Source organism: Pseudomonas sp. No.21 (assembly GCF_054558415.1).
In genome coordinates, this window is record NZ_BAAJNO010000003.1 from 317,508 (window position 1) to 339,799 (window position 22,292).

At 65.9% G+C, this 22,292-nt stretch carries 20 protein-coding genes and 2 tRNA genes; 15 read left to right on the top strand and 7 right to left on the bottom strand.

Annotation, left to right across the window (positions count from 1 at the left end):
• Positions 1 to 13: 13 nt before the first annotated feature.
• Positions 14 to 3,490 carry a PAS domain-containing hybrid sensor histidine kinase/response regulator gene (locus ACYJSS_RS07315; RefSeq protein WP_111260438.1) on the bottom strand — a complete coding sequence of 1,159 codons (3,477 nt, stop codon included), beginning with the start codon at positions 3,488 to 3,490 and terminating at the stop codon, positions 14 to 16.
• Between the two features lie 251 nt (positions 3,491 to 3,741).
• Here ACYJSS_RS07315 and ACYJSS_RS07320 point away from each other — a divergent pair, with 251 nt between their 5' ends.
• The 5 genes from ACYJSS_RS07320 to ACYJSS_RS07340 all read left to right on the top strand — a co-directional run bounded on the left by ACYJSS_RS07320 (position 3,742) and on the right by ACYJSS_RS07340 (position 8,258).
• Positions 3,742 to 4,311, top strand: coding sequence for a GNAT family N-acetyltransferase (locus ACYJSS_RS07320; RefSeq protein ID WP_111260439.1), 570 nt, complete (start codon positions 3,742 to 3,744; stop codon positions 4,309 to 4,311).
• Positions 4,308 to 5,150: a helix-turn-helix transcriptional regulator gene (locus ACYJSS_RS07325; RefSeq protein WP_236204499.1), complete on the top strand. Its 843-nt coding sequence runs from the start codon at positions 4,308 to 4,310 to the stop codon at positions 5,148 to 5,150. The genes ACYJSS_RS07320 and ACYJSS_RS07325 overlap by 4 nt, the downstream gene beginning before the upstream one ends.
• Positions 5,151 to 5,188: 38 nt before the next feature.
• Positions 5,189 to 5,902, top strand: a complete 714-nt coding sequence (locus tag ACYJSS_RS07330; RefSeq protein ID WP_111260441.1) for an AzlC family ABC transporter permease — start codon at positions 5,189 to 5,191, stop codon at positions 5,900 to 5,902.
• Positions 5,902 to 6,231: an AzlD domain-containing protein gene (locus tag ACYJSS_RS07335; RefSeq protein ID WP_111260442.1), complete on the top strand. Its 330-nt coding sequence runs from the start codon at positions 5,902 to 5,904 to the stop codon at positions 6,229 to 6,231. The genes ACYJSS_RS07330 and ACYJSS_RS07335 overlap by 1 nt, the downstream gene beginning before the upstream one ends.
• 152 nt (positions 6,232 to 6,383) lie before the next feature.
• Complete coding sequence (locus ACYJSS_RS07340) at positions 6,384 to 8,258, top strand: MFS transporter (RefSeq protein ID WP_236204498.1); 1,875 nt, start codon at positions 6,384 to 6,386, stop codon at positions 8,256 to 8,258.
• Positions 8,259 to 8,320: 62 nt separating this feature from the next.
• On the opposite strand, the gene sugE is transcribed toward ACYJSS_RS07340, so the two are convergent.
• The 3 genes from sugE to rdgC all read right to left on the bottom strand — a co-directional run bounded on the left by sugE (position 8,321) and on the right by rdgC (position 10,703).
• On the bottom strand, positions 8,321 to 8,635 hold the full coding sequence (sugE, locus tag ACYJSS_RS07345) for a quaternary ammonium compound efflux SMR transporter SugE (protein WP_111260444.1): 315 nt from the start codon (positions 8,633 to 8,635) through the stop codon (positions 8,321 to 8,323).
• Positions 8,636 to 8,782: 147 nt separating this feature from the next.
• Positions 8,783 to 9,730 (bottom strand): bile acid:sodium symporter family protein, encoded by a 948-nt coding sequence (locus ACYJSS_RS07350; RefSeq protein WP_111260445.1) that lies wholly within the window; start codon positions 9,728 to 9,730, stop codon positions 8,783 to 8,785.
• Positions 9,731 to 9,782: 52 nt separating this feature from the next.
• A complete protein-coding gene (gene rdgC, locus ACYJSS_RS07355; RefSeq protein ID WP_111260446.1) occupies positions 9,783 to 10,703 on the bottom strand; it encodes a recombination-associated protein RdgC in 921 nt (306 codons plus the stop codon).
• 159 nt (positions 10,704 to 10,862) lie between these two features.
• Between rdgC and ACYJSS_RS07360 the strand changes: the two genes are divergently transcribed.
• The 7 genes from ACYJSS_RS07360 (at position 10,863) to ACYJSS_RS07390 (ending at position 14,104) form a co-directional block, all read left to right on the top strand.
• Positions 10,863 to 10,938, top strand: a tRNA-Val gene (locus tag ACYJSS_RS07360).
• A 15-nt stretch (positions 10,939 to 10,953) separates the two neighbouring features.
• Positions 10,954 to 11,030, top strand: a tRNA-Asp gene (locus tag ACYJSS_RS07365).
• Between the two features lie 242 nt (positions 11,031 to 11,272).
• On the top strand, positions 11,273 to 11,983 hold the full coding sequence (locus ACYJSS_RS07370) for an FKBP-type peptidyl-prolyl cis-trans isomerase (RefSeq protein WP_111260447.1): 711 nt from the start codon (positions 11,273 to 11,275) through the stop codon (positions 11,981 to 11,983).
• A gap of 396 nt (positions 11,984 to 12,379) precedes the next feature.
• A complete protein-coding gene (locus ACYJSS_RS07375; RefSeq protein ID WP_111260448.1) occupies positions 12,380 to 12,823 on the top strand; it encodes a YkvA family protein in 444 nt (147 codons plus the stop codon).
• A gap of 134 nt (positions 12,824 to 12,957) precedes the next feature.
• Positions 12,958 to 13,272 (top strand): helix-turn-helix domain-containing protein, encoded by a 315-nt coding sequence (locus ACYJSS_RS07380; RefSeq protein WP_111260449.1) that lies wholly within the window; start codon positions 12,958 to 12,960, stop codon positions 13,270 to 13,272.
• Entirely contained in the window at positions 13,269 to 13,634 is a 366-nt protein-coding gene (locus tag ACYJSS_RS07385; protein ID WP_111260450.1) for a hypothetical protein, read from the top strand. Before ACYJSS_RS07380 ends, ACYJSS_RS07385 begins: the two co-directional genes overlap by 4 nt.
• Positions 13,634 to 14,104: an SEL1-like repeat protein gene (locus tag ACYJSS_RS07390; RefSeq protein WP_236204497.1), complete on the top strand. Its 471-nt coding sequence runs from the start codon at positions 13,634 to 13,636 to the stop codon at positions 14,102 to 14,104. The genes ACYJSS_RS07385 and ACYJSS_RS07390 overlap by 1 nt, the downstream gene beginning before the upstream one ends.
• A 24-nt stretch (positions 14,105 to 14,128) precedes the next feature.
• Here the strand turns inward: ACYJSS_RS07390 and ACYJSS_RS07395 are convergent, their stop codons facing one another.
• Together ACYJSS_RS07395 and ACYJSS_RS07400 are read right to left on the bottom strand one after the other, a co-directional pair.
• Positions 14,129 to 15,874, bottom strand: a complete 1,746-nt coding sequence (locus tag ACYJSS_RS07395) for a bifunctional diguanylate cyclase/phosphodiesterase (RefSeq protein WP_111260452.1) — start codon at positions 15,872 to 15,874, stop codon at positions 14,129 to 14,131.
• Positions 15,875 to 15,966: 92 nt separating this feature from the next.
• Positions 15,967 to 18,051: a carboxy terminal-processing peptidase gene (locus tag ACYJSS_RS07400; protein ID WP_111260453.1), complete on the bottom strand. Its 2,085-nt coding sequence runs from the start codon at positions 18,049 to 18,051 to the stop codon at positions 15,967 to 15,969.
• A 128-nt stretch (positions 18,052 to 18,179) separates the two neighbouring features.
• On the opposite strand from ACYJSS_RS07400, the gene ACYJSS_RS07405 reads away from it, so the two are divergent.
• The 3 genes from ACYJSS_RS07405 to ahpF all read left to right on the top strand — a co-directional run bounded on the left by ACYJSS_RS07405 (position 18,180) and on the right by ahpF (position 21,596).
• Positions 18,180 to 19,142 carry an NAD(P)H-quinone oxidoreductase gene (locus ACYJSS_RS07405; RefSeq protein ID WP_111260454.1) on the top strand — a complete coding sequence of 321 codons (963 nt, stop codon included), beginning with the start codon at positions 18,180 to 18,182 and terminating at the stop codon, positions 19,140 to 19,142.
• A gap of 195 nt (positions 19,143 to 19,337) precedes the next feature.
• On the top strand, positions 19,338 to 19,901 hold the full coding sequence (gene ahpC / locus ACYJSS_RS07410) for an alkyl hydroperoxide reductase subunit C (RefSeq protein WP_111260455.1): 564 nt from the start codon (positions 19,338 to 19,340) through the stop codon (positions 19,899 to 19,901).
• Between the two features lie 138 nt (positions 19,902 to 20,039).
• Entirely contained in the window at positions 20,040 to 21,596 is a 1,557-nt protein-coding gene (ahpF, locus tag ACYJSS_RS07415; protein WP_111260456.1) for an alkyl hydroperoxide reductase subunit F, read from the top strand.
• Between the two features lie 103 nt (positions 21,597 to 21,699).
• Here ahpF and ACYJSS_RS07420 read toward each other — a convergent pair whose 3' ends face one another.
• Positions 21,700 to 22,251, bottom strand: coding sequence for an RNA 2'-phosphotransferase (locus ACYJSS_RS07420; protein ID WP_236204496.1), 552 nt, complete (start codon positions 22,249 to 22,251; stop codon positions 21,700 to 21,702).
• Positions 22,252 to 22,292 lie beyond the last annotated feature (41 nt).

The following is a 22,292-nucleotide window of genomic DNA, read 5'->3' on the forward strand; positions in this document are numbered from 1 at the left end:
TCCGGCCTCGCGCTCAGCGCAGTACCAGGTGTCGGCTGAGCAGGGCGCGCAGGGCGGCGGGCTTGACCGGTTTGGCCAGGTAGTCGAGGCCGGCGGCGTGGACTTCGGCGATCAGTTCGGCGCGGGCGTCTGCACTGATCACCACGCCGGGCACCGGGGCGCCGAGGCGGGTGCGCAGCCAGGCCATCAGCTCGGTACCGGTCTCGCCTTCGTCGAGGTGGTAGTCCACCAGCGCCAGTTGCGGGCGCACGTCTTCGGCCAGCAGGTGTTCGCATTCCAGACGGTTGCGTGCCGTCCACACCTGGCAGCCCCAGCGCGAGAGCAGGCTGTGCATGCCGGTGAGGATGCTGTCCTCGTTGTCGATGCACAGCACCTGGGTGCCGTCGAGGGCGTGGCCGTTGGTTTCCTTCGGCACCGCCACCGGGGAGGGCGCCGGGGTGCGCGCCAGGGGCACGCTGACGCTGAACACGCTGCCCTTGCCCGGCCAAGAGCGCACTTGCAGGGGGTGGCCGAGCACGCGGCAGAGCCCGTCGGCGATGGCCAGGCCCAGGCCCAGGCCTTTCTCGGCGCGGGTCTGGTGGCTGTCCAGGCGCTTGAACTCTTCGAATATCACCTTGCGCTTGTCTTCGGGGATGCCCGGGCCGCGGTCCCAGACTTCCAGGCGCAGCAGGCCGCCTTCGCGGCGCACGCCCAGCAGCACGTGGCCCTTGGCATAGCGGAAGGCGTTGGTGAGGAAGTTCTGCAGCACTCGGCGCAGCAGCTTCATGTCGCTCTCGATGCGCAGCTTGCTGCCGCTGACGCGGAAGTCCACGCCCTGCTCCTGGGCCAGTGCCTTGAATTCGGCACCGAGGGCGTCGTACAGCGTGGCCAGGGGGAAGGCGGCACGGTCGGGGGTGATGCGGCCGCTTTCCAGGCGCGAGATGTCCAGCAGGTCGGTGATCAGGTCCTCCGCCGAGCGCAACGCGCTGTCGAGGTGGCCCACCAGCTCGCGGGATTCAACCGGCAGCGCGTCCTGCTGGTGGGCGAGGGCGGCGGAGAACAATCGGGCGGCGTTCAGCGGCTGCATCAGGTCGTGGCTGACGGCGGCGAGGAAACGCGTCTTCGACTGGTTGGCCGCCTCGGCGGTGCCCTTGGCTTCGATCAGCGCCTGGTTGAGCTGGGACAGTTCGAGGGTGCGGTCGATGACCCGTTGTTCCAGGCCTTCGTTGGCCTCCTTGAGCGCCTTCTCGGCCTCGCGGAACGCGGTGATGTCGGTGAAGCTCATGACGAAGCCGCCACCGGGCATGGGGTTGCCGATCAGCTCGATGACCCGGCCATTGGGGAACAGCCGCTCGGAGGTGTGGGCGTTGCCCTGGCGCATCCAGAACAGCCGGCGCGAGACGTGGGCCTCGGCATCGCCCGGCCCGCACAGGCCGCGTTCGGCGTTGTAGCGGATGATGTCGGCGATCGGCCGGCCGACGCTGATCAGGCCTTCGGGATAGTCGAACAGCTCCAGGTAGCGGCGGTTCCAGGCGACCAGGCGCAGGGATTGGTCGACCACGCTGATGCCCTGGGTGATGTTCTCGATGGCCCCCTGCAGCAACGCGCGGTTGAACTGCAGCACCTCGGAGGCTTCGTCGACGATGCGCACGACGTCCTCCACCTGCATCTCGCGGCCTTCGATGGCGGCCTTCACCACCGCGCGCGCGGAGGAGGCCCCGAGCACGCCGGCGAGCAGGCGCTCGGTGTGGGTGATCCAGTCCTGGTTGGCGTTCTGCACCGGGTTGAAGCTGGTGCCCTGTCGGTAGGCGAAGCGCACGAAGCTCTGCCGTGCGCGCTCCTCGCCGACGAAGCGCGCGGCGAGCATCAGCAGGTCTTCCACCTGCACGGCCAGCAGCGAGCGGCTGCTCGGTCGCACCGAGACGATCTGGCCGATGAAGCGGCTGGCCTGCCAGTGCTCGGAGACCCGGGTGCGGGAGAACACCGAGACCCAGGCGAACAGCAGCCAGTTGCCGGCCAGCGACAGCACCACGCCCTGGGTCTGCGGGTCGATGGGCAGGTTCAGCGGGTTGGCCATCAGCCCGGCGAGGCCGGGGAAGGCCTCCAGCGGCCAGCCGAGCCCGCGCGCCACCTGCGGCAGTACCAGGGTGTAGGCCCAGAGCAGGGCGCCGGTGGCGAGGCCGGCGAACACGCCGCGACGGTTGGCCTGCTTCCAGTACAAGGCGCCGGCCATGGCCGGGCCGAGCTGGGCGATGGCGGCGAAGGCGATCTGGCCGATGGTGGCCAGGCTCGCCGTGGAGCCGAGCAACCGGTAGCTGACGTAGCCCAGGAGGATGATCACCACGATGCTGATGCGGCGCACCGAGAGCATCCAGTGGCGGAACACCTCGAAGGGGCGTTCGGCGCTCTGCCGGCGCAGCAGCCAGGGCAGCAGCATGTCGTTGGAGACCATGGTCGAGAGCGCCACGGCCTCGACTATCACCATGCCGGTGGCGGCCGAGGCGCCGCCTATGAACGCCAGCAGGGCGAGGGACGGATGGGCCTCGGCGAGCGGCAGGCTGATGACGAAGGAGTCCGGCATCACGCCGACGGGCAGCAGCATCTTGCCGGCCAGGGCGATGGGCACCACGAACAGCGCCGCCAGCCCCAGGTAGAGCGGGAACACCCAGCGTGCGGTGCGCAGGTCACGGGGCTCGATGTTCTCTACCACCGAGACGTGGAACTGCCGGGGCAGGCAGACGAAGGCGATCATCGCCACACCGGTCTGCACGACCAGGGTCGGCCAGTCCACCGGCTGCAGCCAGAAGCTCTCCAGGTGGGTGGCCTGCATGGCGCGCATCGTCAGGTCGTCGAAGCCGTCGAACAGGCTGAAGCTGACGAAGGTGCCCACCGCGAGGAAGGCCAGCAGCTTGACCAGCGACTCGAACGAGATGGCCAGGACCATGCCCCGGTGGTGCTCGGTGGCGTCGAGGTTGCGGGTGCCGAAGAGGATGGTGAACAGCGCCAGCACCAGGGACACGATGAGCGCCGTGTCCTGGGCACGGGTGCCGGTGGATTCCGCGCCGGAGCCGATCAGCAGGTTGACGCCGAGGACGATGCCCTTGAGCTGCAGGGCGATGTAGGGCAGCACGCTGACCAGGCAGATCAGCGCCACCACCACCGCCAGGGCCTGGGACTTGCCATAGCGGGCGGCGATGAAGTCGGCGATGGAGGTGATGTTCTCCTGCTTGCTGATCAGCACCATCTTCTGCAGCACCCAGGGCGCGAACACCATCAGCAGGATGGGCCCCAGGTAGATGGGCAGGAAGGCCCAGAGCTGGCCGGCGGCCTGGCCGACGGCGCCGAAGAAGGTCCAGCTGGTGCAGTACACCGCCAGCGACAGGCTGTAGACCAGGGCACGGCCCTTGGGCGGCATCGGCGCGCTGCGGCGGTCGCCGTAGAAGGCGATGGCGAAGAGCACGGCCATGTAGAGAAGGGCGACCGCGGCGATCAGCCCGCTGGACAACGACATGCAGACTCCGGAGTGAAGGCGGCGGACGGGGGCGCCCGCCTGTGTCCCGAGGCGGCAGTTTCGCACCAAAGCCGGTTGTCCGTCAGGCGGCTGCGACCAAGGTCGCAGGCGGGGTTGAGCACCGCAGGCGGGGCTGCTAGCTTGGCAGCCTCGCCGGCGGACCTCCAGGTGTCCGGGCCGGCGCCCTGCAAGGCACTTCCGGGTGCCAGGACGTTCTGATCAGCAGGGATCTTTCGCCTGAGGAGGCGCAGATGTTCAATCCGCAACCGGTCATCCTGCAGCGCGGCGCCTTGCGCCTCGAGCCGCTGGGGGAGGCCGACATCACCGAACTCTCGGCGCTGGCCGAGGCCAATCGCGATGAGCTGGTCTACATGAGCGGCCCGTTGCGCCCGGACTGGTACCGCCAGGGCCTGGCCGAGCAGCGTGAAGGCCAGGCCGTGGTGTTCGCCATCCGCCTGGGCGACCGCCTGGTGGGTACCAGCCGCTTCGCCGATTTCATGCCCGCGCTCCCGGCCGTGGAGATCGGCTGGACCTGGCTGGCCCGCAGCGAGCACGCCAGCGGCCTCAATGCCTCGATCAAGTACCTGATGCTGCGCCATGCCTTCGAGGAGTGGCAGGTGGTGCGCGTGCAATTGAAGACCGCCGGCAGCAACCTGCGCTCGCAGAGGGCCATCGAGAAGCTCGGTGCCCAGCGCGAAGGCGTGCTGCGCAACCATCGCCGCCTGGCGGACGGGCGCCTCGACGACAGCGTGCTCTACAGCATCACCGACCATGAATGGCCGGCTGTGAAGCAGGCCCTGGAAGCCGCTTTCGGCCAATGAGCACGGGGGGCGAGCGGACGCGCTTCTGGCAGGCCAGCGCGCTGGGCGGGGTCGAACTCCTGCACGCGCGCTACATCGAGCAGCGTTTCTCGCCGCATGTGCACGAGGGCTACGTGTTCACCGTCCTCGAATCCGGCGCCCAGCGCTTCCGCCACCGCGGCAGCGACCACCTGGCTGCCGTCGGCAGCATGGTGCTGATCAACCCGGACGAGCTGCATACGGGCTCCAAGGCCCACGAGGAAGGGTGGCGCTACCGCGGCTTCTACCCCGACCTGCACCGGGTGACCGAGGTGCTGGACGAACTGGAGATCGCCACCGGCGGCCTGCCCACCTTCGCCGACAGCGTGCTGCACGACCCCGAAGTGACGCGCCGCTTCCTCGACCTGCACTGCCTGCTGGAGCGCAATGCCACCGCGCTGGAGCAGCAGGTGGCCTGGCGTGAGGCGATCCTGCTGCTGTTCAGCCGCCACGCGCGCATCGGTGCGCCTCGGCCGGCAGGGCAGGAGCCCCATGCCGTGGCGCTGGCCCGCGAGGTGCTGGCGGCGCGCCTGGCCTCGCCGCCGTCCCTGGAGGAGCTGGCCGCCCTGGTTGGGCTATCGCCGTTCCATTTCGCCCGGGTGTTCCACCGGGCCACCGGGCTGCCGCCCCACGCCTGGTTGAAACAGCGTCGCCTGGAGCAGGCTCGGGCGCTGCTGCGCGAAGGCTGCGCGCCGCTACCGGTGGCGATGCAGCTGGGCTTTGCCGACCAGAGCCACCTGACCCGCCAGTTCAAGCAGGCTTATGGCGTTGGCCCGGGGGAGTACCGCAGCGCCTGCGCAAGATCGTTCAAGACCGGCTGAACCCCCGGCTGGCAGAGTGGGGGGACAAGGAGAATCCCATGTCCCGCTCTACAGAATTCGTCCGCGGCGTGCGCGACATCGTGCCGATGCTCATCGGCGCCATGCCCTTCGGCATCATCTACGGCACCCTGGCCGCCGGGGCCGGGCTCGACGCCTGGCAGACCCTCGGCATGTCGTTGCTGGTGTTCGCCGGCTCGGCGCAGTTCATCGCCATCACCCTGCTCAGCGGGGGCGCTGGGGTGGCGGTGGTGCTGCTGACCACGCTGGTGGTGAACCTGCGCCACGCCCTCTACAGCGCCACCCTGCAACCCTTCGTGCGTCACCTGCCGCGGCGCTGGCGCCTGCCCCTGGCCTTCTGGCTCACCGACGAAGCGTTCGCCGTGGTGCAGCACCGCTATGCCGAGGAGGATGAGTCGCCGCTCAAGCACTGGTACTTCCTCGGCGCTGCGCTGGCGATGTACCTGAGCTGGGCGTCCTACACCCTGGTGGGGGTGGTGTTCGGCCAGGCCGTGCCCAATCTCGCGGCCTGGGGGCTGGATTTCGCCATGTTGGCGACCTTCATCGGCATCGTCGTGCCCATGCTGCGCAACCGACCGCAGGTGGCGGCGGCACTGGTGGCCGGGGCCGTGGCGCTGCTGTGCCACGCACTGCCCTACAAGCTCGGGCTGATGGCGGCGGCGCTGAGCGGCATCGTCGTCGGCGTGGTGCTGGAGCGGCGCTATCGCCTGGGCCAGCTCGAGGAGGTGCTCTGATGGAAACCTGGCTGCTGATCCTCGGCATGACCGCGATCACCTTCGCCATCCGCTACAGCCTCTTCGCCTGGCCGGACCTGCGCTTTCCGCCGCTGGTGCGCCAGGGCCTGCACTACGTGCCGACCGCTGTGCTCACCGCCATCGTGGTGCCCGGCATGGTGATGCCCGACGGCGAGCATGCGGCACTGGCGCTGGACAACGCCTACCTGCTGGCGGGGCTCGGCTGCATCCTCATCGCCGCCATCACCCGCCACCTGCTGGCGACCATCCTCGGCGGGCTGCTGCTGTTCTTCGCCCTGCGCTGGGGGCTGGGGCAGCTGCCGATCTGAGGGGAAGGGGGCGCCGCGAAAGGCGCCCTTTTTGCGTGGGGATTCGGCATTTTTCGTCTCAAGGTGTGGCCTGGAGCTGGCCAGTTGCTGTCAAATCAGCGACGTGCCTCGCGCACCGGCTTCACCCCAGCCACTACCAGGTACCAAGGAAGATGAGCCAACATTCGCAATTCGCCCTGCTGGGCACGCGACGTTTCCTGCCGTTCTTCGTGACGCAGCTGCTCGGCGCCTTCAACGACAACATCTTCAAGCAGTCGCTGATCCTCGCCATCCTCTACAAGCTGGCGATCTCCGGCGACAAGACCATCTACGTCAACCTCTGCGCCCTGCTGTTCATCCTGCCGTTCTTCCTCTTCTCCGCCCTGGGCGGGCAGTTCGGCGAGAAGTTCGCCAAGGACTCGCTGATCCGCGCCATCAAGCTGGCCGAAGTGGGGATCATGGCGGTGGGCGCACTGGGCTTCTTCCTCGATAACCTCTGGCTGCTGCTGGCGGCGCTGTTCGCCATGGGCACCCACTCGGCGCTGTTCGGCCCGGTGAAGTACTCGATCCTGCCCCAGGCCCTGCGTGAGCAGGAGCTGGTGGGGGGCAACGCGCTGGTGGAGATGGGCACCTTCCTGGCCATCCTCGCGGGCACCATCGGTGCCGGGATCATGATGTCCACCGAGCGCTACGAGCCGATCGTCGCCACTGCCATCCTGATCACCGCGTCCCTCGGCTACCTGGCCAGCCGCGGCATTCCCCGCGCGGCGGCGGCGATGCCGGAGCTGAAGCTGGACTGGAACATCTTCAGCCAGTCCTGGGTGATCCTGCGTCTGGGCCTGGGCCAGCGTCCCTCGGTGTCGCGCTCGCTGGTGGGCAACTCCTGGTTCTGGTTTCTCGGCGCCGTGTACCTGACGCAGATTCCGGCCTATTCCAAGGACCTGCTGTTCGGCGACGAGAGCGTGGTGACGCTGATCCTCACCGTGTTCTCGATAGGCATCGCGATGGGCTCGATGCTTTGCGAGCGCCTGTCCGGTGGCAAGGTGGAGGTGGGCCTGGTGCCCTTCGGCTCCATCGGCCTGACCGTCTTCGGCATCCTGCTCTGGTGGCATTCGGGCGGCTTCCCGCAGGCCGCTGCGCCCCATGACTGGCTGGCGGTGATCAGCGTGCCGCAGGCCTGGCTGATCCTCGCCGACATCTTCGGCATCGGCCTGTTCGGCGGCTTCTACATCGTGCCGCTGTACGCGCTGATCCAGTCGCGCACCGCCGAGAACGAGCGCGCGCGGGTGATCGCCGCCAACAACATCCTCAACGCCTTGTTCATGGTGGTCTCGGCCATCGCCTCGATCCTGTTCCTGAGCGTCGCCGGGCTGTCGATCCCGCAGCTGTTCCTGGTGGTGTCGCTGATGAACATCGCGGTGAACAGCTACATCTTCAAGATCGTCCCCGAGTTCAGCATGCGCTTCCTCATCTGGCTGCTGGGCCACTCGATGTACCGCGTCGAGCACAAGGGCCTGGAGGCCATCCCGGAGGAGGGCCCGGCGGTGCTGGTGTGCAACCACGTGTCCTTCGTCGATGCGCTGCTGATCGGTGGCGCGGTGCGGCGGCCGGTGCGCTTCGTCATGTACTACAAGATCTACAACCTGCCGGTGCTCAACTTCATCTTCCGTACCGCCGGCACCGTGCCCATCGCCGGGCGCAGCGAGGACCTGCTGGTCTACGACCGCGCCTTCAAGAAGATCGACGAGTACCTGAAGGCCGGTGAAGTGGTGTGCATCTTCCCCGAGGGCAAGCTCACCACGGACGGCGAGATCAACGAGTTCAAGAACGGTGTCGAGCGCATCCTCGAACAGAACCCGGTACCGGTGATCCCGATGGCGCTGCAGGGGTTGTGGGGCAGCTTCTTCAGCCGCGATCCGGGCAAGGGCCTGTTCAAGCGCTTCTGGTCGCGCATCAACCTGGTGGCCGGCGCACCGCTGGCGCCGGAGACGGTCGACCGCCTGAGCCTGCAGGCCCAGGTCGCGGCCCTGCGTGGCGATCTGCGCTAGGCCGCATCGCAACGAAAAAGCCCGCCGGAATGGCGGGCTTTTTCATGGGGGCGCGGCTGTGATCAGGTGCTGACCTTAAGGCCGATCAGGCCGCAGATGATCAGCGCGACACTGCCCAGGCGCATCAGCGCGACGGATTCGCCGAAGAGGATCACGCCGGCGATCACGGTGCCGACGGCGCCGATACCGGTCCAGATCGCATAGGCGGTGCCCAGCGGCAGGTGCTTCATCGCCAGGCCCAGCAAGCCGAGGCTGATGGCCATGGCCAGCACGGTGAGCGCGGTGGGCAGCGGGCGGGTGAAGCCTTCGGTGTATTTCAGGCCTACGGCCCAACCCACCTCGAACAGGCCGGCGAAGAACAGGATTATCCAGGACATGGTGACCTCCAAAGGTACGACGGATTGGATCGGGGCCGTCCCCGGTATGGTCACTCGGCGAGTGGCAGGGCCGTCCCTGCACTGCGCAGTATTTTGCACATCCTGGCCGCCCGGACAAGTTGTGCGGGACGGGCGGCCTGACAGACGTCAGTCGGTGGGCTTGTCGGATTCATCCTTCATGCGCCGGAACAGGGCGGCGAGCAGTGAGCCCGAGAGGTTGTGCCAGACGCTGAACAACGCGCTGGGTACGGCCGCCAGTGGCGAGAAGTGTGCGCTGGCCAGGGCGGCACCGAGACCGGAGTTCTGCATGCCGACCTCGATGGAGAGCGTCTTGCGCTGGGCCAGCGGCATACCGAAGAGCTTGCCGGCGAGGTAGCCCAGGGCCAGGCCGAATCCGTTGTGCAGCACCACCACGGCCATGATCAGAAGGCCGGATTCGGCGATTTTCGCCTGGCTGGCGGCAACCACCGCAGCGACGATGATGACGATGCTCACCACCGACACCAGGGGCAGCACCTCCACCAGGTGGCGCACACGGACGCCGAGCAGGCGCTGGGCGATGAGGCCGAGGGCGATGGGCAGCAGCACCACCTGGAGGATCGACATGAACAGCGCGCCGAACTGCACCGGTAGCCAGGCCGAAGCCAGCAGCCAGATCAGCGCGGGGGTGACCAGCGGGGCGAGCAGCGTGGTGACCGCGGTGATGGCGACGGACAGGGCCAGGTCGCCACGGGCGAACCAGGTCATCACGTTGGAGGCGGTGCCGCCGGGGCAGCAACCCACCAGGATCACGCCAACGGCCACCTCCGGCGGCAGGCGCAACACCTGGCACAGCAGCCAGGCGAGCCCGGGCATGATCAGGAACTGGGCGAGCACGCCGATCAGCACGCGCAGGGGGCGGCGCGCCACCTCGCGGAAGTCTTCGGTCTTCAGGGTCAGGCCCATGCCGAACATGATCAGGCCGAGCAGCGGCACTATCCATTTCGCCAGGGGCAGAAACCAGGCCGGCTGATAAAAGGCCAGCAGGGCGAACAGCAGGATCCAGAGGGCGAAGGTATTGCCGACGAAGCGGCTCAGGGCGGCCAGTGCGCGCATGCTCGTTCCTTAGGGGAAAAGGCGCCCGGCAGAGGCCGGGCGCGGGGCGGCGTCAGACGCCCTGGGGGATCTCTTCGCCGCCGAGGGCTTCGATCAACTGGGGCAGGAACTCGACGAGGGTCAGCATCATCAGGGTGAAGCTGGCGTCGAGCTGGCTCAGGGAGTCGTCGCCGCCGTCCTGCTCGGCCTTCTCCTGCAGCAGGTCTTCGAATCGCAGGCGCTTGACCACCAGCTTGTCGTCGAGCACGAAGGACAGCTTGTCCTGCCAGGCCAGGGACAGCTGGGTGACCAGCTTGCCGGAAGACAGGTGCAGCTGGATCTCGTCGCTGGTCAGGTCCTGGCGCTTGCAGCGGACCACGCCGCCGTCTTCATCGGTGTCGCGCAGCTCGCACTCGTCGAGCACGTAGAAGTCCTTGGCGGCTTCCTGGGTCTTGACCCACTCGGTAAGGGTGGCGGTGGGGGCGATCTTCACCGAGACCGGGCGCACCGGCAGGGAGCCGATGGCCTCGCGCAGGGTAGACAGCAGGTCCTCGGCACGCTTCGGGCTGGAGGCGTCGACCAGGATCAGGCCCTGCGCGGGGGCGATGGCGGCGAAAGTGGCCGACTTGCGGATGAAGGCGCGGGGCAGGAAGGTCTGGACTATCTCGTCCTTGAGCTGGTCGCGCTCCTTCTTGTAGACCTTGCGCATCTGCTCGGCTTCGATCTCATCGACCTTCTCCTTCAGCGCGTCACGCACCACGCTGCCGGGGAGGATGCGTTCCTCCTTGCGTGCGGCGACCAGCAGGAAGCCTTCACTGACGTGCACGAGGGGGGCATCGGCGCCTTTGCCGAAGGGGGCGACGAAGCCGTAGGTGGTCAGTTCCTGGCTGGCACAGGGGCGGGCCGGCTTGGTGGCCAGCGCGGTTTCCAGGGCCTCGGCGTCGAAGGGCACATCCTGGGTGAGGCGGTAGACGAGCAGGTTACGGAACCACATGGGGGAATTCTCTCCGGACACAAAGCGCGCATTATTCTCCCCCGGAGCACTCAGGCCAACCCTGCGCTAAGCCTTTGGAACGGCTAGCAAATTTTTTTTCAAAAGGGGCTTGCCAGGGTAGGGATACCTCTCTAGAATGCGCCCCACTTCGAGAGTGAAGGGTGATTAGCTCAGCCGGGAGAGCATCTGCCTTACAAGCAGAGGGTCGGCGGTTCGATCCCGTCATCACCCACCAATCTCGCAGTAACGCGCAGCGGTAGTTCAGTCGGTTAGAATACCGGCCTGTCACGCCGGGGGTCGCGGGTTCGAGTCCCGTCCGCTGCGCCATATACGGAAAGCCCTCAGGTAGCGATGCCTGAGGGCTTTTTCTTTGCCCGCGAAAAAGTCCCGTCCCCGACCCTTGCCCCGTTGCGCAAACATGCAGGTATTTCATGCGTTTTCCTGCCGGGCAGCGCTGAACTAATTGCCTGCCGATTGATCCTATATGCCCATAGCCACTGGTCGCGGGGGCCTGCTAAGCTCGCGGCTTCATAGAACAAGCCTTCACGGCGGACAGACAAGGAATCAGCATGAAACAACATCGTTTGGCGGCGGCTGTGGCTCTGGTGGGCCTGGTGCTCGCTGGCTGCGATTCGCAGACCAGCGTCGAGCTCAAGACCCCGGCACAGAAAGCCTCCTACGGCATCGGTCTGAACATGGGCAAGAGCCTGGCTCAGGAAGGCATGGATGACCTGGATTCCAAAGCTGTCGCCCAGGGCATCGAAGATGCCATCGGCAAGAAAGAACAACGCCTGAAGGACGATGAGCTGGTCGAAGCCTTCGCCTTCCTGCAGAAGCGTGCCGAAGAGCGCATGGTCAAGATCAACGAGGAATCCGCCAAGGCGGGCAAGAAGTTCCTCGAAGAGAACGGCAAGCGTGAAGGCGTGACCACCACCGCTTCCGGCCTGCAGTACGAAGTCGTGAAGAAGGCCGATGGCGCTCAGCCCAAGGCGACCGATGTGGTGACCGTCCACTATGAAGGCAAGCTGACCGACGGCACCGTCTTCGACAGCTCCATCCAGCGTGGCAGCCCGATCGATCTGCCGGTCAACGGCGTGATCCCGGGTTGGGTCGAAGGCCTGCAACTGATGCATGTCGGCGAGAAGTACAAGCTCTACATCCCGAGCGAACTGGCCTATGGCGAGCAGAGCCCGAGCCCGGCGATCCCGGCGAACTCCGTCCTGGTGTTCGACCTGGAGCTGATCGGCATCAAGGACCCGGCCGCCGCCCCGCAGCAGTAAGCCGAACGTCCCCTGAAACGCCCCGCCTCGTGCGGGGCGTTTTCATTTCTGCGGCGACATGGGATACCTGCTGTTGTACCCCGGTTGCAGAGCGAACCAGGGCCTGACTCATGGGTCTGAACGAGGGTGGTGGGCTTGGGCGGTGTTACGGTTATGCACATGACCGGGCAGCCACGGGCCTTGTCACTGCGGTGCGCTGTCGCAGGCTCTGGCTGATTTTCAACCAGTTGATTTCGTTGATTTTTTTGGCCTGGCCAAAAAATCGCCGATCTGTAGCAAAGCCAGGCATGACGGGCTTTCGCAGGTTTCGGCAATAATCTGTCAACAAGGTTATCCACAACTTCTGTGGGTAACCCCTGATAGCCCCGTTCCCATGCGGTTCAACGAGGAGCGACCATGAAAGCCCCCTGGAATCTGGAGCGTTACCTGCCCATTGCGCGTCGTTTCCTGGCGCGCGGGCGGCTGCCTGCACTGTTGCTCGCGGTGACCCGAAAAAGCGCGAGGCAGAGCGGTCGCCTGGGCGCGGTGAAGGAAGACCTGCAGGTGTTACTGGCACTGTGCGTGGCGCGCCTGCGTGGCCAGTACCGCGACATCAGCCCCAAGGCGTTTCTCTCGATCGTCGCCGGGCTGGTGTATTTCCTCACGCCTGTGGACGCCATCCCCGACTGGGTGCTGGGTGTCGGCCTGATCGATGACCTGGGCGTGCTCGCCTGGGTGCTGAAGACCTGGAGCGCCGAGCTGGATGCCTTCCGCTCCTGGCGCGATGCACAGACGCCTGATGTGACGGCGTCTCTCGATCGCATACCTGCTCGTGAAGAGGCCTTGGAAGACCTGCTCTGAGGTCGAAAAGCGCGCACGATCACGGTTTCGCTGCGTGCTCACTGATGGCCCCCGAAGGCCGATTCGCCCTGTTAATATGGCGATCTGCAAGGAAAGTGCTGAAGCTGTCGGCACTGCTGTCCACGGGAGTTGCAATGAACGTGCAAGTGATCATGCGTGACGGTGAAGCAGAGTACGCGGTGTTGCCCTGGGCTGATTACCAGGCACTGCTACAGGCTGCCGGACAAGCCACCCAGGCGCCCACCGGCGCCGTCTCCGCCCCTTCGTTCTCGCAGTTGCAGGCACTGCGTGAGGAGCTGGGGCAAAGCCTTGAACAAGTCGCCCGAGCGGTCGGCATCAGCCCCGTCTACCTGGGCCTGATCGAGAGCGGCGAGCGCGAGCCGGATGCCGCGATAAAGCGCTCGCTGGCACGCGTCCTCGGTGTCGCCGGCTGGGAGGCGGAATCTTGAGCGTTCGCATCAGCCGCCAGCACTGGCAGGCCCTGTTGGGTGAGCTGGAAGATGCCCGCCGGCAGCGTCATCTGCTGACCTACCGCGCCCTGGTGGAGCGCCTCCAGCTGCCTACCCCCGCCATGCAGACTCTTACCGCCGCCCTGGAGCACCTCGCCGCACTGGACGCCCGTGCCGAGCGTCCGCTACGCAGCTCCTTGGTGATCAGCCAGGGGGCCAGCCGTCTGCCGCGTACCGGCTTCTTCGAATGCGTGGTGCGCCTGGGGCGCTTCTCCGGGCCGCCGGACGGCATCGCCGCGGCGTCCTGGCATGCGGCCGAAGTGGTGCGGGTATTCGAGTTCACCTACCCCGAGGAAACCTGATGCTGCACTGGAAGATGCGCGCTCGCGTCGGCTATCTCGTTGCGCGCTGGCTGCTGCGTTGGCCTGCCTTGGTCAAGCAGCCGCGGGCCTGGAACTGGATGCAGGGTCAGTACGCGCGCATGGCCAATCTGGGGGATGTCGCCGCGCAGAGCTTCTACGGTCATCTCCTGTTGCACCGTGGGCAGGGCTTCGGAGCGCGGGAGGAGGGCATCCGCATGCTGCGCCTGGCGGCCCGCGCCGGTGATGGCAAGTCTTCCTACCAGCTCGGGGTGCTGGCGTTGGCAGGGGACACCCGCAACCCGCCCGATGCCGCCGAAGCGGCTTCGTGGTGGGCGCTCGCCGATTCGGCTGGGCATCCCCTGGCCGCCAAGCGCCTGGCTGATCTCTACCGCGAGGGTGGGCCGGGCCTGGCGCCCGACCCGGCTGCTGCCGAGCGCATGGCCGCCAGCGCCGCGCGCCTGGGCTTCTGATCCCGGCTTGCCCCGCGCACCGTTTCAGGCCGCATCGATGATGTGCAGGCTGTAGCCGGGCACCGCCTTGGCGTGGCGCTTGGCTTCCGAGGCGAGCGCCGCGAGCTGGCTGGCGTCCAGCTGGCTGCAGGCCTCGGCGCGCAGGTTGACCACACCGATCGACAATGACAGCAGCGGGAACTCCTCGCGCTCGCCATGGCGGTTGTGCGCGATGAAGCAGCCGGCCTGCAAGTGGTCGGTGCGGTAGAAACGCCGGCACTGCCCCTGGAAATCCTCCAGCAGGTGGTTGAGCTTGGCGCGCCAGTCTTCCGAGCCCAGTACCAGCATGAAGTCGTCGCCGCCGATATGGCCGACGAAGTCCCGTGCCGGGTCGACACGCTCGTTCAGGCATTGCGCCAGGCACAGCAGCACTTCATCGCCCTTGGCGTAGCCGTAGAGGTCGTTGAAGGGCTTGAAGCTGTCGATGTCCACGTAGCAGATCATCGCCGCACGGCCCTGCTGGAGCAGTCGCGCCAGGCATTGCTGGATGGGTACGTTGCCCGGCAGCAGGGTCAGCGGGTTGGCATGACGGGCCTGCTGGATCTTCATTTCGGTGATCAGCTTGAGTACGTCGATCACCCTTCCAAGCCCCTGGTAACGGCCTTCGGAGACGATGATGAAGTCCTCTTCGATGCGCTGGCGTGCGCGGCTGGTGAGCAGGCGGCTGACCTGTTGCAGCGATTGGCACAGCTCGACGGCGAGGAAGTCGTCGCTCATCAGTCGGCTGATCGGCTTGCGGGCGAACAGGTCGGTGGCGAAGGGCTTGAGCAAGGCATCGGAAAGCAGGTGGCGGTGGACGATGCCCACCGGCTGCTGCTGGGTGTCGAGCACGGCCAGGGAGTTGAGGTTGGCCTGGGCACGGAAGGCTTCCAGGACTTCGGCGATCGGGGTGTTCTGGTCCACTGCCGCCTGCTCGTTGAGCAGGGCCTGCAGGTCGGCGCCTTCCTCGGCGAGCGTGCCGCTGCTTTCCAGCTGCGGCAACAGCGGGCGGGCGTCGCGGGGAGGTTGTTCCTGGGGGCGGCAGAGCAGGTAGCCCTGCACCAGGTCCAGGCCCATCTCGGCGAGCACGGCCAGTTCTTCCGGCAGTTCGATGCCCTCGGCGATCACCTGGGCGCGGGAGGCCTTGGCCATCTTCAGGATGGAACCGACGAATTCGCGCTTCACCGCGTCCTGGTGGATGCCGTCGATGAAGTGGCGGTCGATCTTCACGTAGTCGGGACGCAGCTCCGACCACAGGCGCAGGCTGGAATAGCCGGCGCCGAGGTCGTCCAGGGCGATGGAGAAACCCATGGCGCGGTAGTGGTGCAGGGCGGTGTCGAGCAGGCCGAAGTCTTCGGTCGGGGCGTGCTCGGTCAGCTCGATCACCACCTGGCTCGGCGGGATGCCGAAGGCCTGCAGCAATTGCAGCGTGCGCCCCGGCTGGTGGGCGGGGTCGAGCAGGGATTCAGGGGACACGTTGAGAAACAGCTTGCCGTCGAGCTTGAGCTCGTGGAAGCGCGTACAGGCACGCTTGCGGCAGGCCATCTCGAGTTCGCTGAGGCGACCCGCGTGGCGCGCGACGGCGAACAGGGTGACGGGTGAGTGCAGGGGGCTGTTGGAGGGGCCCCGGGTGAGGGCCTCGTAGCCGAGGATGCGGCGTTCGGAAAGCGAAATGATCGGCTGGAAAAGGCTGTTCAGGTCGCCGTGAGCGAGGATATGGCCCAGTGCGCTCAACTGCTCGGTGACTGTCATGTTGGCTCTCGTGAATGCGGCTCAAAAGCAAGGGGCCGCATAAGCGGCCCCTGCATTTCACGACGATTTCGTGACGTTCTGATGACGTTCGGTCAGTGCTTGGCCACTGCGGAGTTCAGACCCAGGTAGTCGAGCAGGATCTGCCCGGTCTCGGTCAGGTAGGCGTCGTCTTCCGGCTTGGTCTTGTCATCGTCCAGCGGCAGCGCGTCTTCGTCTTCCTTCTTCAGCTCCTTCAGCGGCTCCTCGCCCTTGCCCTTGCGACGGCTGTTTTCCATCGCCAGCTGCTTGGACTCGATGTCCGCCTGCTGGGCACGGCGCTTGGCCTCGTTGAGGGTGATGGTGGTTTCCTTCATCAGCTTCTGGGCCAGGGCCAGGCGCTCGCGGCTGTAGACGAAGTCGGGATTGTGCGCGGTGCGCGAATCGTGACGGGCCTTGAGCTCGGCGAGGAAGGGCTTGAAGGGATCGACCTCGGGCTTGATCGCCGGGCGGATGCTGTCCCAAGGCATGGCCTCGGGCAGCGCGCTTTCGCCGATTTCCTTGGTGTCGACCACCGAGGGGTACTCGATGTCGGGGATCACGCCCTGGTGCTGGGTACTCTGGCCGGAGACGCGGTAGAACTTGGCCAGGGTCAGCTTCAGCTCGCCATGATTGAGCGGCTGGATGGTCTGCACGGTGCCCTTGCCGAAGGTCTGCCCACCGATGATCAGTGCGCGGTGATAGTCCTGCATCGCGCCGGCGAAGATCTCCGAGGCCGAGGCGGACAGGCGGTTGACCAGCACGGCCATCGGGCCCTTGTAGAAGATGCCGGTGTTCTCGTCGGCCAGCACGTCGACGCGGCCGTCGCTGTTGCGGACCAGCACGGTCGGGCCCTGGTCGATGAACAGGCCGGTCAGCTCGGTGGCTTCCTGCAGGGAGCCGCCGCCGTTGTTGCGCAGGTCGATCACCACGCCGTCGACCTTCTCCTTCTGCAGTTCGCCGAGGAGTTTCTTCACATCGCGCGTGGTGCTCTTGTACTCGGGGTCGCCGGCACGGAACGCCTTGAAGTCCAGGTAGAAGGCCGGCACTTCGATCACGCCGAGTTTGAAGGCATGGCCGTCATGCTCGAGGTTCAGCACGGATTTCTTCGCGGCCTGCTCTTCGAGCTTCACCGCTTCGCGGGTGATGGAGACGATCTTGCTGCTCTGGTCGTTGGGGGCGTTGTTCGCGGGGACCACTTCCAGGCGCACGACCGAGCCTTTCGGGCCGCGGATCAGTTTCACGACTTCATCCAGGCGCCAGCCGATCACGTCGACCATCTCACCGTTGCCCTGGGCGACGCCGACGATCTTGTCGGCCGGAGCGATCTGCTTGCTCTTCTCGGCGGGGCCGGCGGGGACCAGGCGCACCACCTTCACATGCTCGTTGTCGCTCTGCAGCACCGCACCGATGCCTTCCAGCGACAGGCTCATGTTGATGTCGAAGTTCTCCGCGTTGTCCGGGGAGAGGTACTGGGTGTGCGGGTCGTAGGTCTGCGCGAAGGCGTTGATGTAGGCCTGGAACACGTCCTCGCCACGGGTCTGCTCGAGGCGCGAGAGCTGGTTCTTGTAGCGCTTGACCAGCAGCTCCTGGATCGCCTTCGGCTCCTTGTTGGCGATCTTCAGGCGCAGGACTTCGTCCTTCACGCGCTTGCGCCAGAGGTCATCGAGGGCGGCTCGGTCCTTGGCCCAGGTGGCTTTCTCGCGATCGGTCTCGAGGCTCTCGTCGACGCTGAAGTCGATCTTGTCCACGCCCTTGTCGAGCATGGCCAGGGCGAAGTCCAGGCGCTCCTTGAGGCGGTCCAGATGACGCTTGTAGATGGTGAAGCCCGGGTCCAGGTCGCCGCTCTTGAGGAAGTCGTCGAATTGCGTCTTCCACTGGTTGAATTCGGCGATGTCGCCGGCGGTGAAATACATCTTCGCCGGGTCGAGAAGCTTGAGGTAGCCCTCGTAGATCTTCACCGAGCGCTCATCGTTGAGCGGCGGCTTGTTGTAATGATGGCGCTTGAGCAGCTCCACCACGTTGAGGCTGGCTATCACCTGCTCACGGTCGGGCTGGATCGAGTCCCAGCTATCGCTTGCCGAGGTGGTGGACGCATGCAGCGGCAGGACGCTGATGCTGAATACAAACGCAAGGGCGGAGCAGATCAGTGAACGCTTCATGCTGAGTCGACGTCGGGGGAGGTGATAACGCATATTAGGCCGTATTTGAGGGCGCCGGGTTCCATCGGCGCAAAGCAAAAGCCCGGCGGTCAGCCGCCGGGCGAGTCCTGGGTCACTATGGAGGCAGCGTGAAAGCATTGCAAGGCGTTGAAGGGCGCGTGGAATGGGCTGAACGCCCGGTTCCTGACTGTGATGTGGGGCAGGTCCGCATTCGTGTGGCGGCAGCGGGTCTGAACCGCGCCGACCTGTTGCAGGCAGCGGGGCATTACCCGCCGCCGCCGGGTGCCAGCGACATCATCGGCCTCGAATGCTCCGGGGTGATCACCGAGGTGGGCGCGGGTGCGGCATGGCAGGTCGGTGACCGTGTCTGTGCGCTGCTGGCCGGCGGCGGCATGGCCGAGGAAGTGGTGGTGGATGCCGGCCACGTACTGCCGGTTCCCGAGGGCCTCAGCCTGGCCGAAGGGGCCGCGCTGCCCGAGGTCTACGCCACCGCCTGGCTCAACCTGTTCCAGCTGGCGGGCCTCAAGCCCGGCGAGAAGGTACTGCTGCACGCCGGTGCGAGTGGTGTCGGTTCCGCCGCCATCCAGCTGTGCAAGGCGTTCGGCAGCCCCGCCTGGGTCAGCGTCGGTTCCGCCGAGCGCCTGGCCTATTGTGAAAGCCTTGGCGCCCAGGGTGGCGCGTTGCGTGGCGAAGCACTGGAGAGCCTGCGCGACTTCGCCCCCTTCGACGTCATCCTCGATCCTGTCGGTGGCAACTATGCGGCGCTGAACCTGGAGCTGCTGGCCCGCGACGGTCGCTGGGTCAACATCGGCCTCATGGGCGGGCGCAAGGCCGAGCTGGACATGGCGCTGGTGCTGGGCAAGCGCATCCAGCTGATCGGCTCCACGCTGCGCAACCGCGACGACGCCTTCAAGGCCGACCTGCTGCGCGACCTGGGGCAGCACGCCTGGCCCCTGTTCGCCGAGGGCCGCCTTAAGCCCCAACTGGAGCGCAGCTTCGCCGCCAAGGATGTGGAAGCGGCCTTCGCGGCGCTCGGCAGCAACCAGGTTTCCGGTAAAGTAGTCGTCCTGCTCGACGAGTCCCTGGCCTGAACCAGGCTCACCTCGCTCCGGTAGCCGCGCGCAAGGCCGCGTGGCTACTGGGCTGTAGCGGCTTTCCAGGATCGATTTAGGAAAGCAATGATGGCGATGCCCTCAATCAATAAGCTCTTTACGGGCTGACCGCCTAGTATTCGTCGGGTAAATTCTTGACCCGAACTTCCAACCCCATAGATAGAGGACCACTCGATGTCTCTGATCAACACCGCAGTTCAACCTTTCAAGGTCAACGCTTTCCACAACGGCAAGTTCATCGAAGTCACCGAAGAATCCCTCAAGGGCAAGTGGTCGGTACTGATCTTCATGCCGGCAGCCTTCACCTTCAACTGCCCCACCGAGATCGAAGACGCCGCCAACAACTACGCCGAGTTCCAGAAGGCCGGTACCGAGGTCTACATCGTGACCACCGATACCCACTTCTCCCACAAGGTATGGCACGAGACTTCCCCGGCCGTCGGCAAGGCCCAGTTCCCGCTGATCGGCGACCCGACCCACCAACTGACCAACGCCTTCGGCGTGCACATCCCGGAAGAAGGCCTGGCCCTGCGTGGCACCTTCGTGATCAACCCGGAAGGCATCATCAAGACCGTTGAAATCCACTCCAACGAGATCGCTCGTGACGTCGGCGAGACCCTGCGCAAGCTGAAAGCTGCCCAGTACACCGCCGCCCACCCGGGCGAAGTCTGCCCGGCCAAGTGGAAGGAAGGCGAGAAGACCCTCGCTCCGTCCCTGGACCTGGTTGGCAAGATCTAAGCAGTACCCGCAGTACCTCCCCCCGGTGGTCGGCCCCAGGCCGGCCACCCTGCAAAAGCCCGAATCCGAGCGAGCAGGGCGGGCGCGCATGCGCTCGCCGCGGGGTCCCCTTTGCCCGAAACAAGCAGGAGCCGAATCATGTTGGACGCCAATCTTAAAACCCAGTTGAAGGCCTATCTGGAAAAGGTCACCCAGCCGTTCGAGATCGTCGCGTCCCTCGATGACAGCGACAAATCGAAGGAGCTGCGCGACCTGCTGCACGACATCGTCGGCCTGACCGACAAGATCACCCTGCGCGAAGACGGTGGCGACGCCCGCACGCCTTCCTTCTCGCTGCAACGCCCCGGCGCGGACATCAGCCTGCGTTTCGCCGGCATCCCCATGGGCCACGAATTCACCTCCCTGGTACTGGCGCTGCTGCAGGTCGGCGGCCACCCCTCCAAGCTCGAAGCCGACGTGATCGAGCAGGTCAAGGGCATCCAGGGCGAGTTCAACTTCGAAACCTATTTCTCGCTGTCCTGCCAGAACTGCCCGGACGTTGTCCAGGCGCTGAACCTGATGGCCGTGCTCAACCCCAACATCCGCCACGTCGCTATCGACGGCGCGCTGTTCCAGGATGAGGTCGAGCAACGCCAGATCATGTCGGTGCCGAGCATCTACCTGAACGGCGAACTGTTCAGCCAGGGCCGCATGGGCGTGGAGGAAATCCTCGCCAAGATCGACACCGGCGCCTCCGCCCGTGACGCCGAGAAGCTCAATGCCAAGGACGCCTTCGACGTCCTGGTGATCGGCGGTGGACCGGCCGGTGCATCGGCTGCCATCTATGCCGCGCGCAAGGGCATCCGCACCGGCGTCGCGGCCGAGCGTTTCGGCGGCCAGGTGCTGGACACCATGGCCATCGAGAACTTCATCTCCGTGCAGGAGACCGAAGGCCCGAAACTGGCCCGCGCCCTGGAAGAGCACGTCAAGCAGTACGACGTCGACATCATGAACCTGCAGCGTGCCAGCCAGCTGATCCCGGCCAAGGCCGAAGGCGGCCTGCACGAAGTGAAGTTCGAGAGCGGTGCCAGCCTCAAGGCCAAGACCGTGATCCTCTCTACCGGTGCCCGCTGGCGCGAAATGAACGTGCCCGGCGAGCAGGAATACCGTGGCCGTGGCGTGGCCTACTGCCCGCACTGCGACGGCCCGCTGTTCAAGGGCAAGCGCGTGGCGGTGATCGGTGGCGGCAACTCCGGTGTGGAGGCGGCCATCGACCTGGCCGGCATCGTCGCCCATGTGACGCTGATCGAGTTCGACAGCCAACTGCGTGCCGACGCCGTGCTGCAGAAGAAACTGCGCAGCCTCTCCAACGTCGACATCGTCACCAGTGCACTGACCAGCGAAGTGAAGGGCGATGGCCAGAAGGTCACCGGCCTGACCTACAAGGACCGCAACTCCGACGAGTTCAAGGCTCTGGAACTGGAAGGCATCTTCGTGCAGATCGGCCTGCTGCCCAACAGCGATTGGCTCAAAGGCACCGTAGAGCTGAGCCAGCGTGGCGAGATCATCGTCGACGCTCGGGGCGAGACCTCGCTGCCCGGCGTGTTCGCCGCCGGTGACGTGACCACCGTGCCCTACAAGCAGATCGTCATCGCCGTGGGCGAAGGTGCCAAGGCCTCCCTGAGCGCCTTCGACCACCTGATCCGCACGAACTGATCCACCTCGCTCCAAAAGGAAAGGCAGCCCTCGGGCTGCCTTTTTTCATGGTCGTTCTGACCTTGTAGCCCGGGCTTCATCCCGGGACGGTGGTGTCCGCCGTTCACCCCTCCCGCTTGAGGTAGTCCACCGGCACCCGCGCGGTCAGCCACACGCCGTTCTCCGCCTGGTGGAATTCGAAACCGTCCTCGTGCATGGCGCTGGCGGCGATTTCGAGGATCACCGGCTCGCCATAGCGCTCGCCTACCTGGGTGGCGGTTTCGCGGTCTTCGGAGAGGTGCACGTGGTGGCGTGAGCCGGCGATCAGGCCCTTCTGCAGGATGCTGTCGACAAAGCGGCTGGCGGTGCCGTGGAACAACCGCTGCGGCGGCACCACGGCCTTGTACTGGCGCTGTACCGAGGCGGTCGAATGGCCCTGTACCGCGCGGATGCGCCGCCCGTCCTCGGAAATGGCGAAGCGCTTCTTGTTGTTGTTCGCCACCACGCGGCGGATCGCCAGCTCATCGAGCTCCTTGCCCGTGCGTGCGGCACCGGTGATCAACGCCTCGATATCGGCCCAGCCTTCGCTGTCCAGCTGCAGGCCGATGGCCTCGGGCTTGTGCCTCAGTACAAAGCTGAGGAAGCGGCTTATCTCGACATCCGGTCCATTGCTCATGGTGAGTTCCTGCGTCCTGCGTGATTGAGGGGCAGATTCTG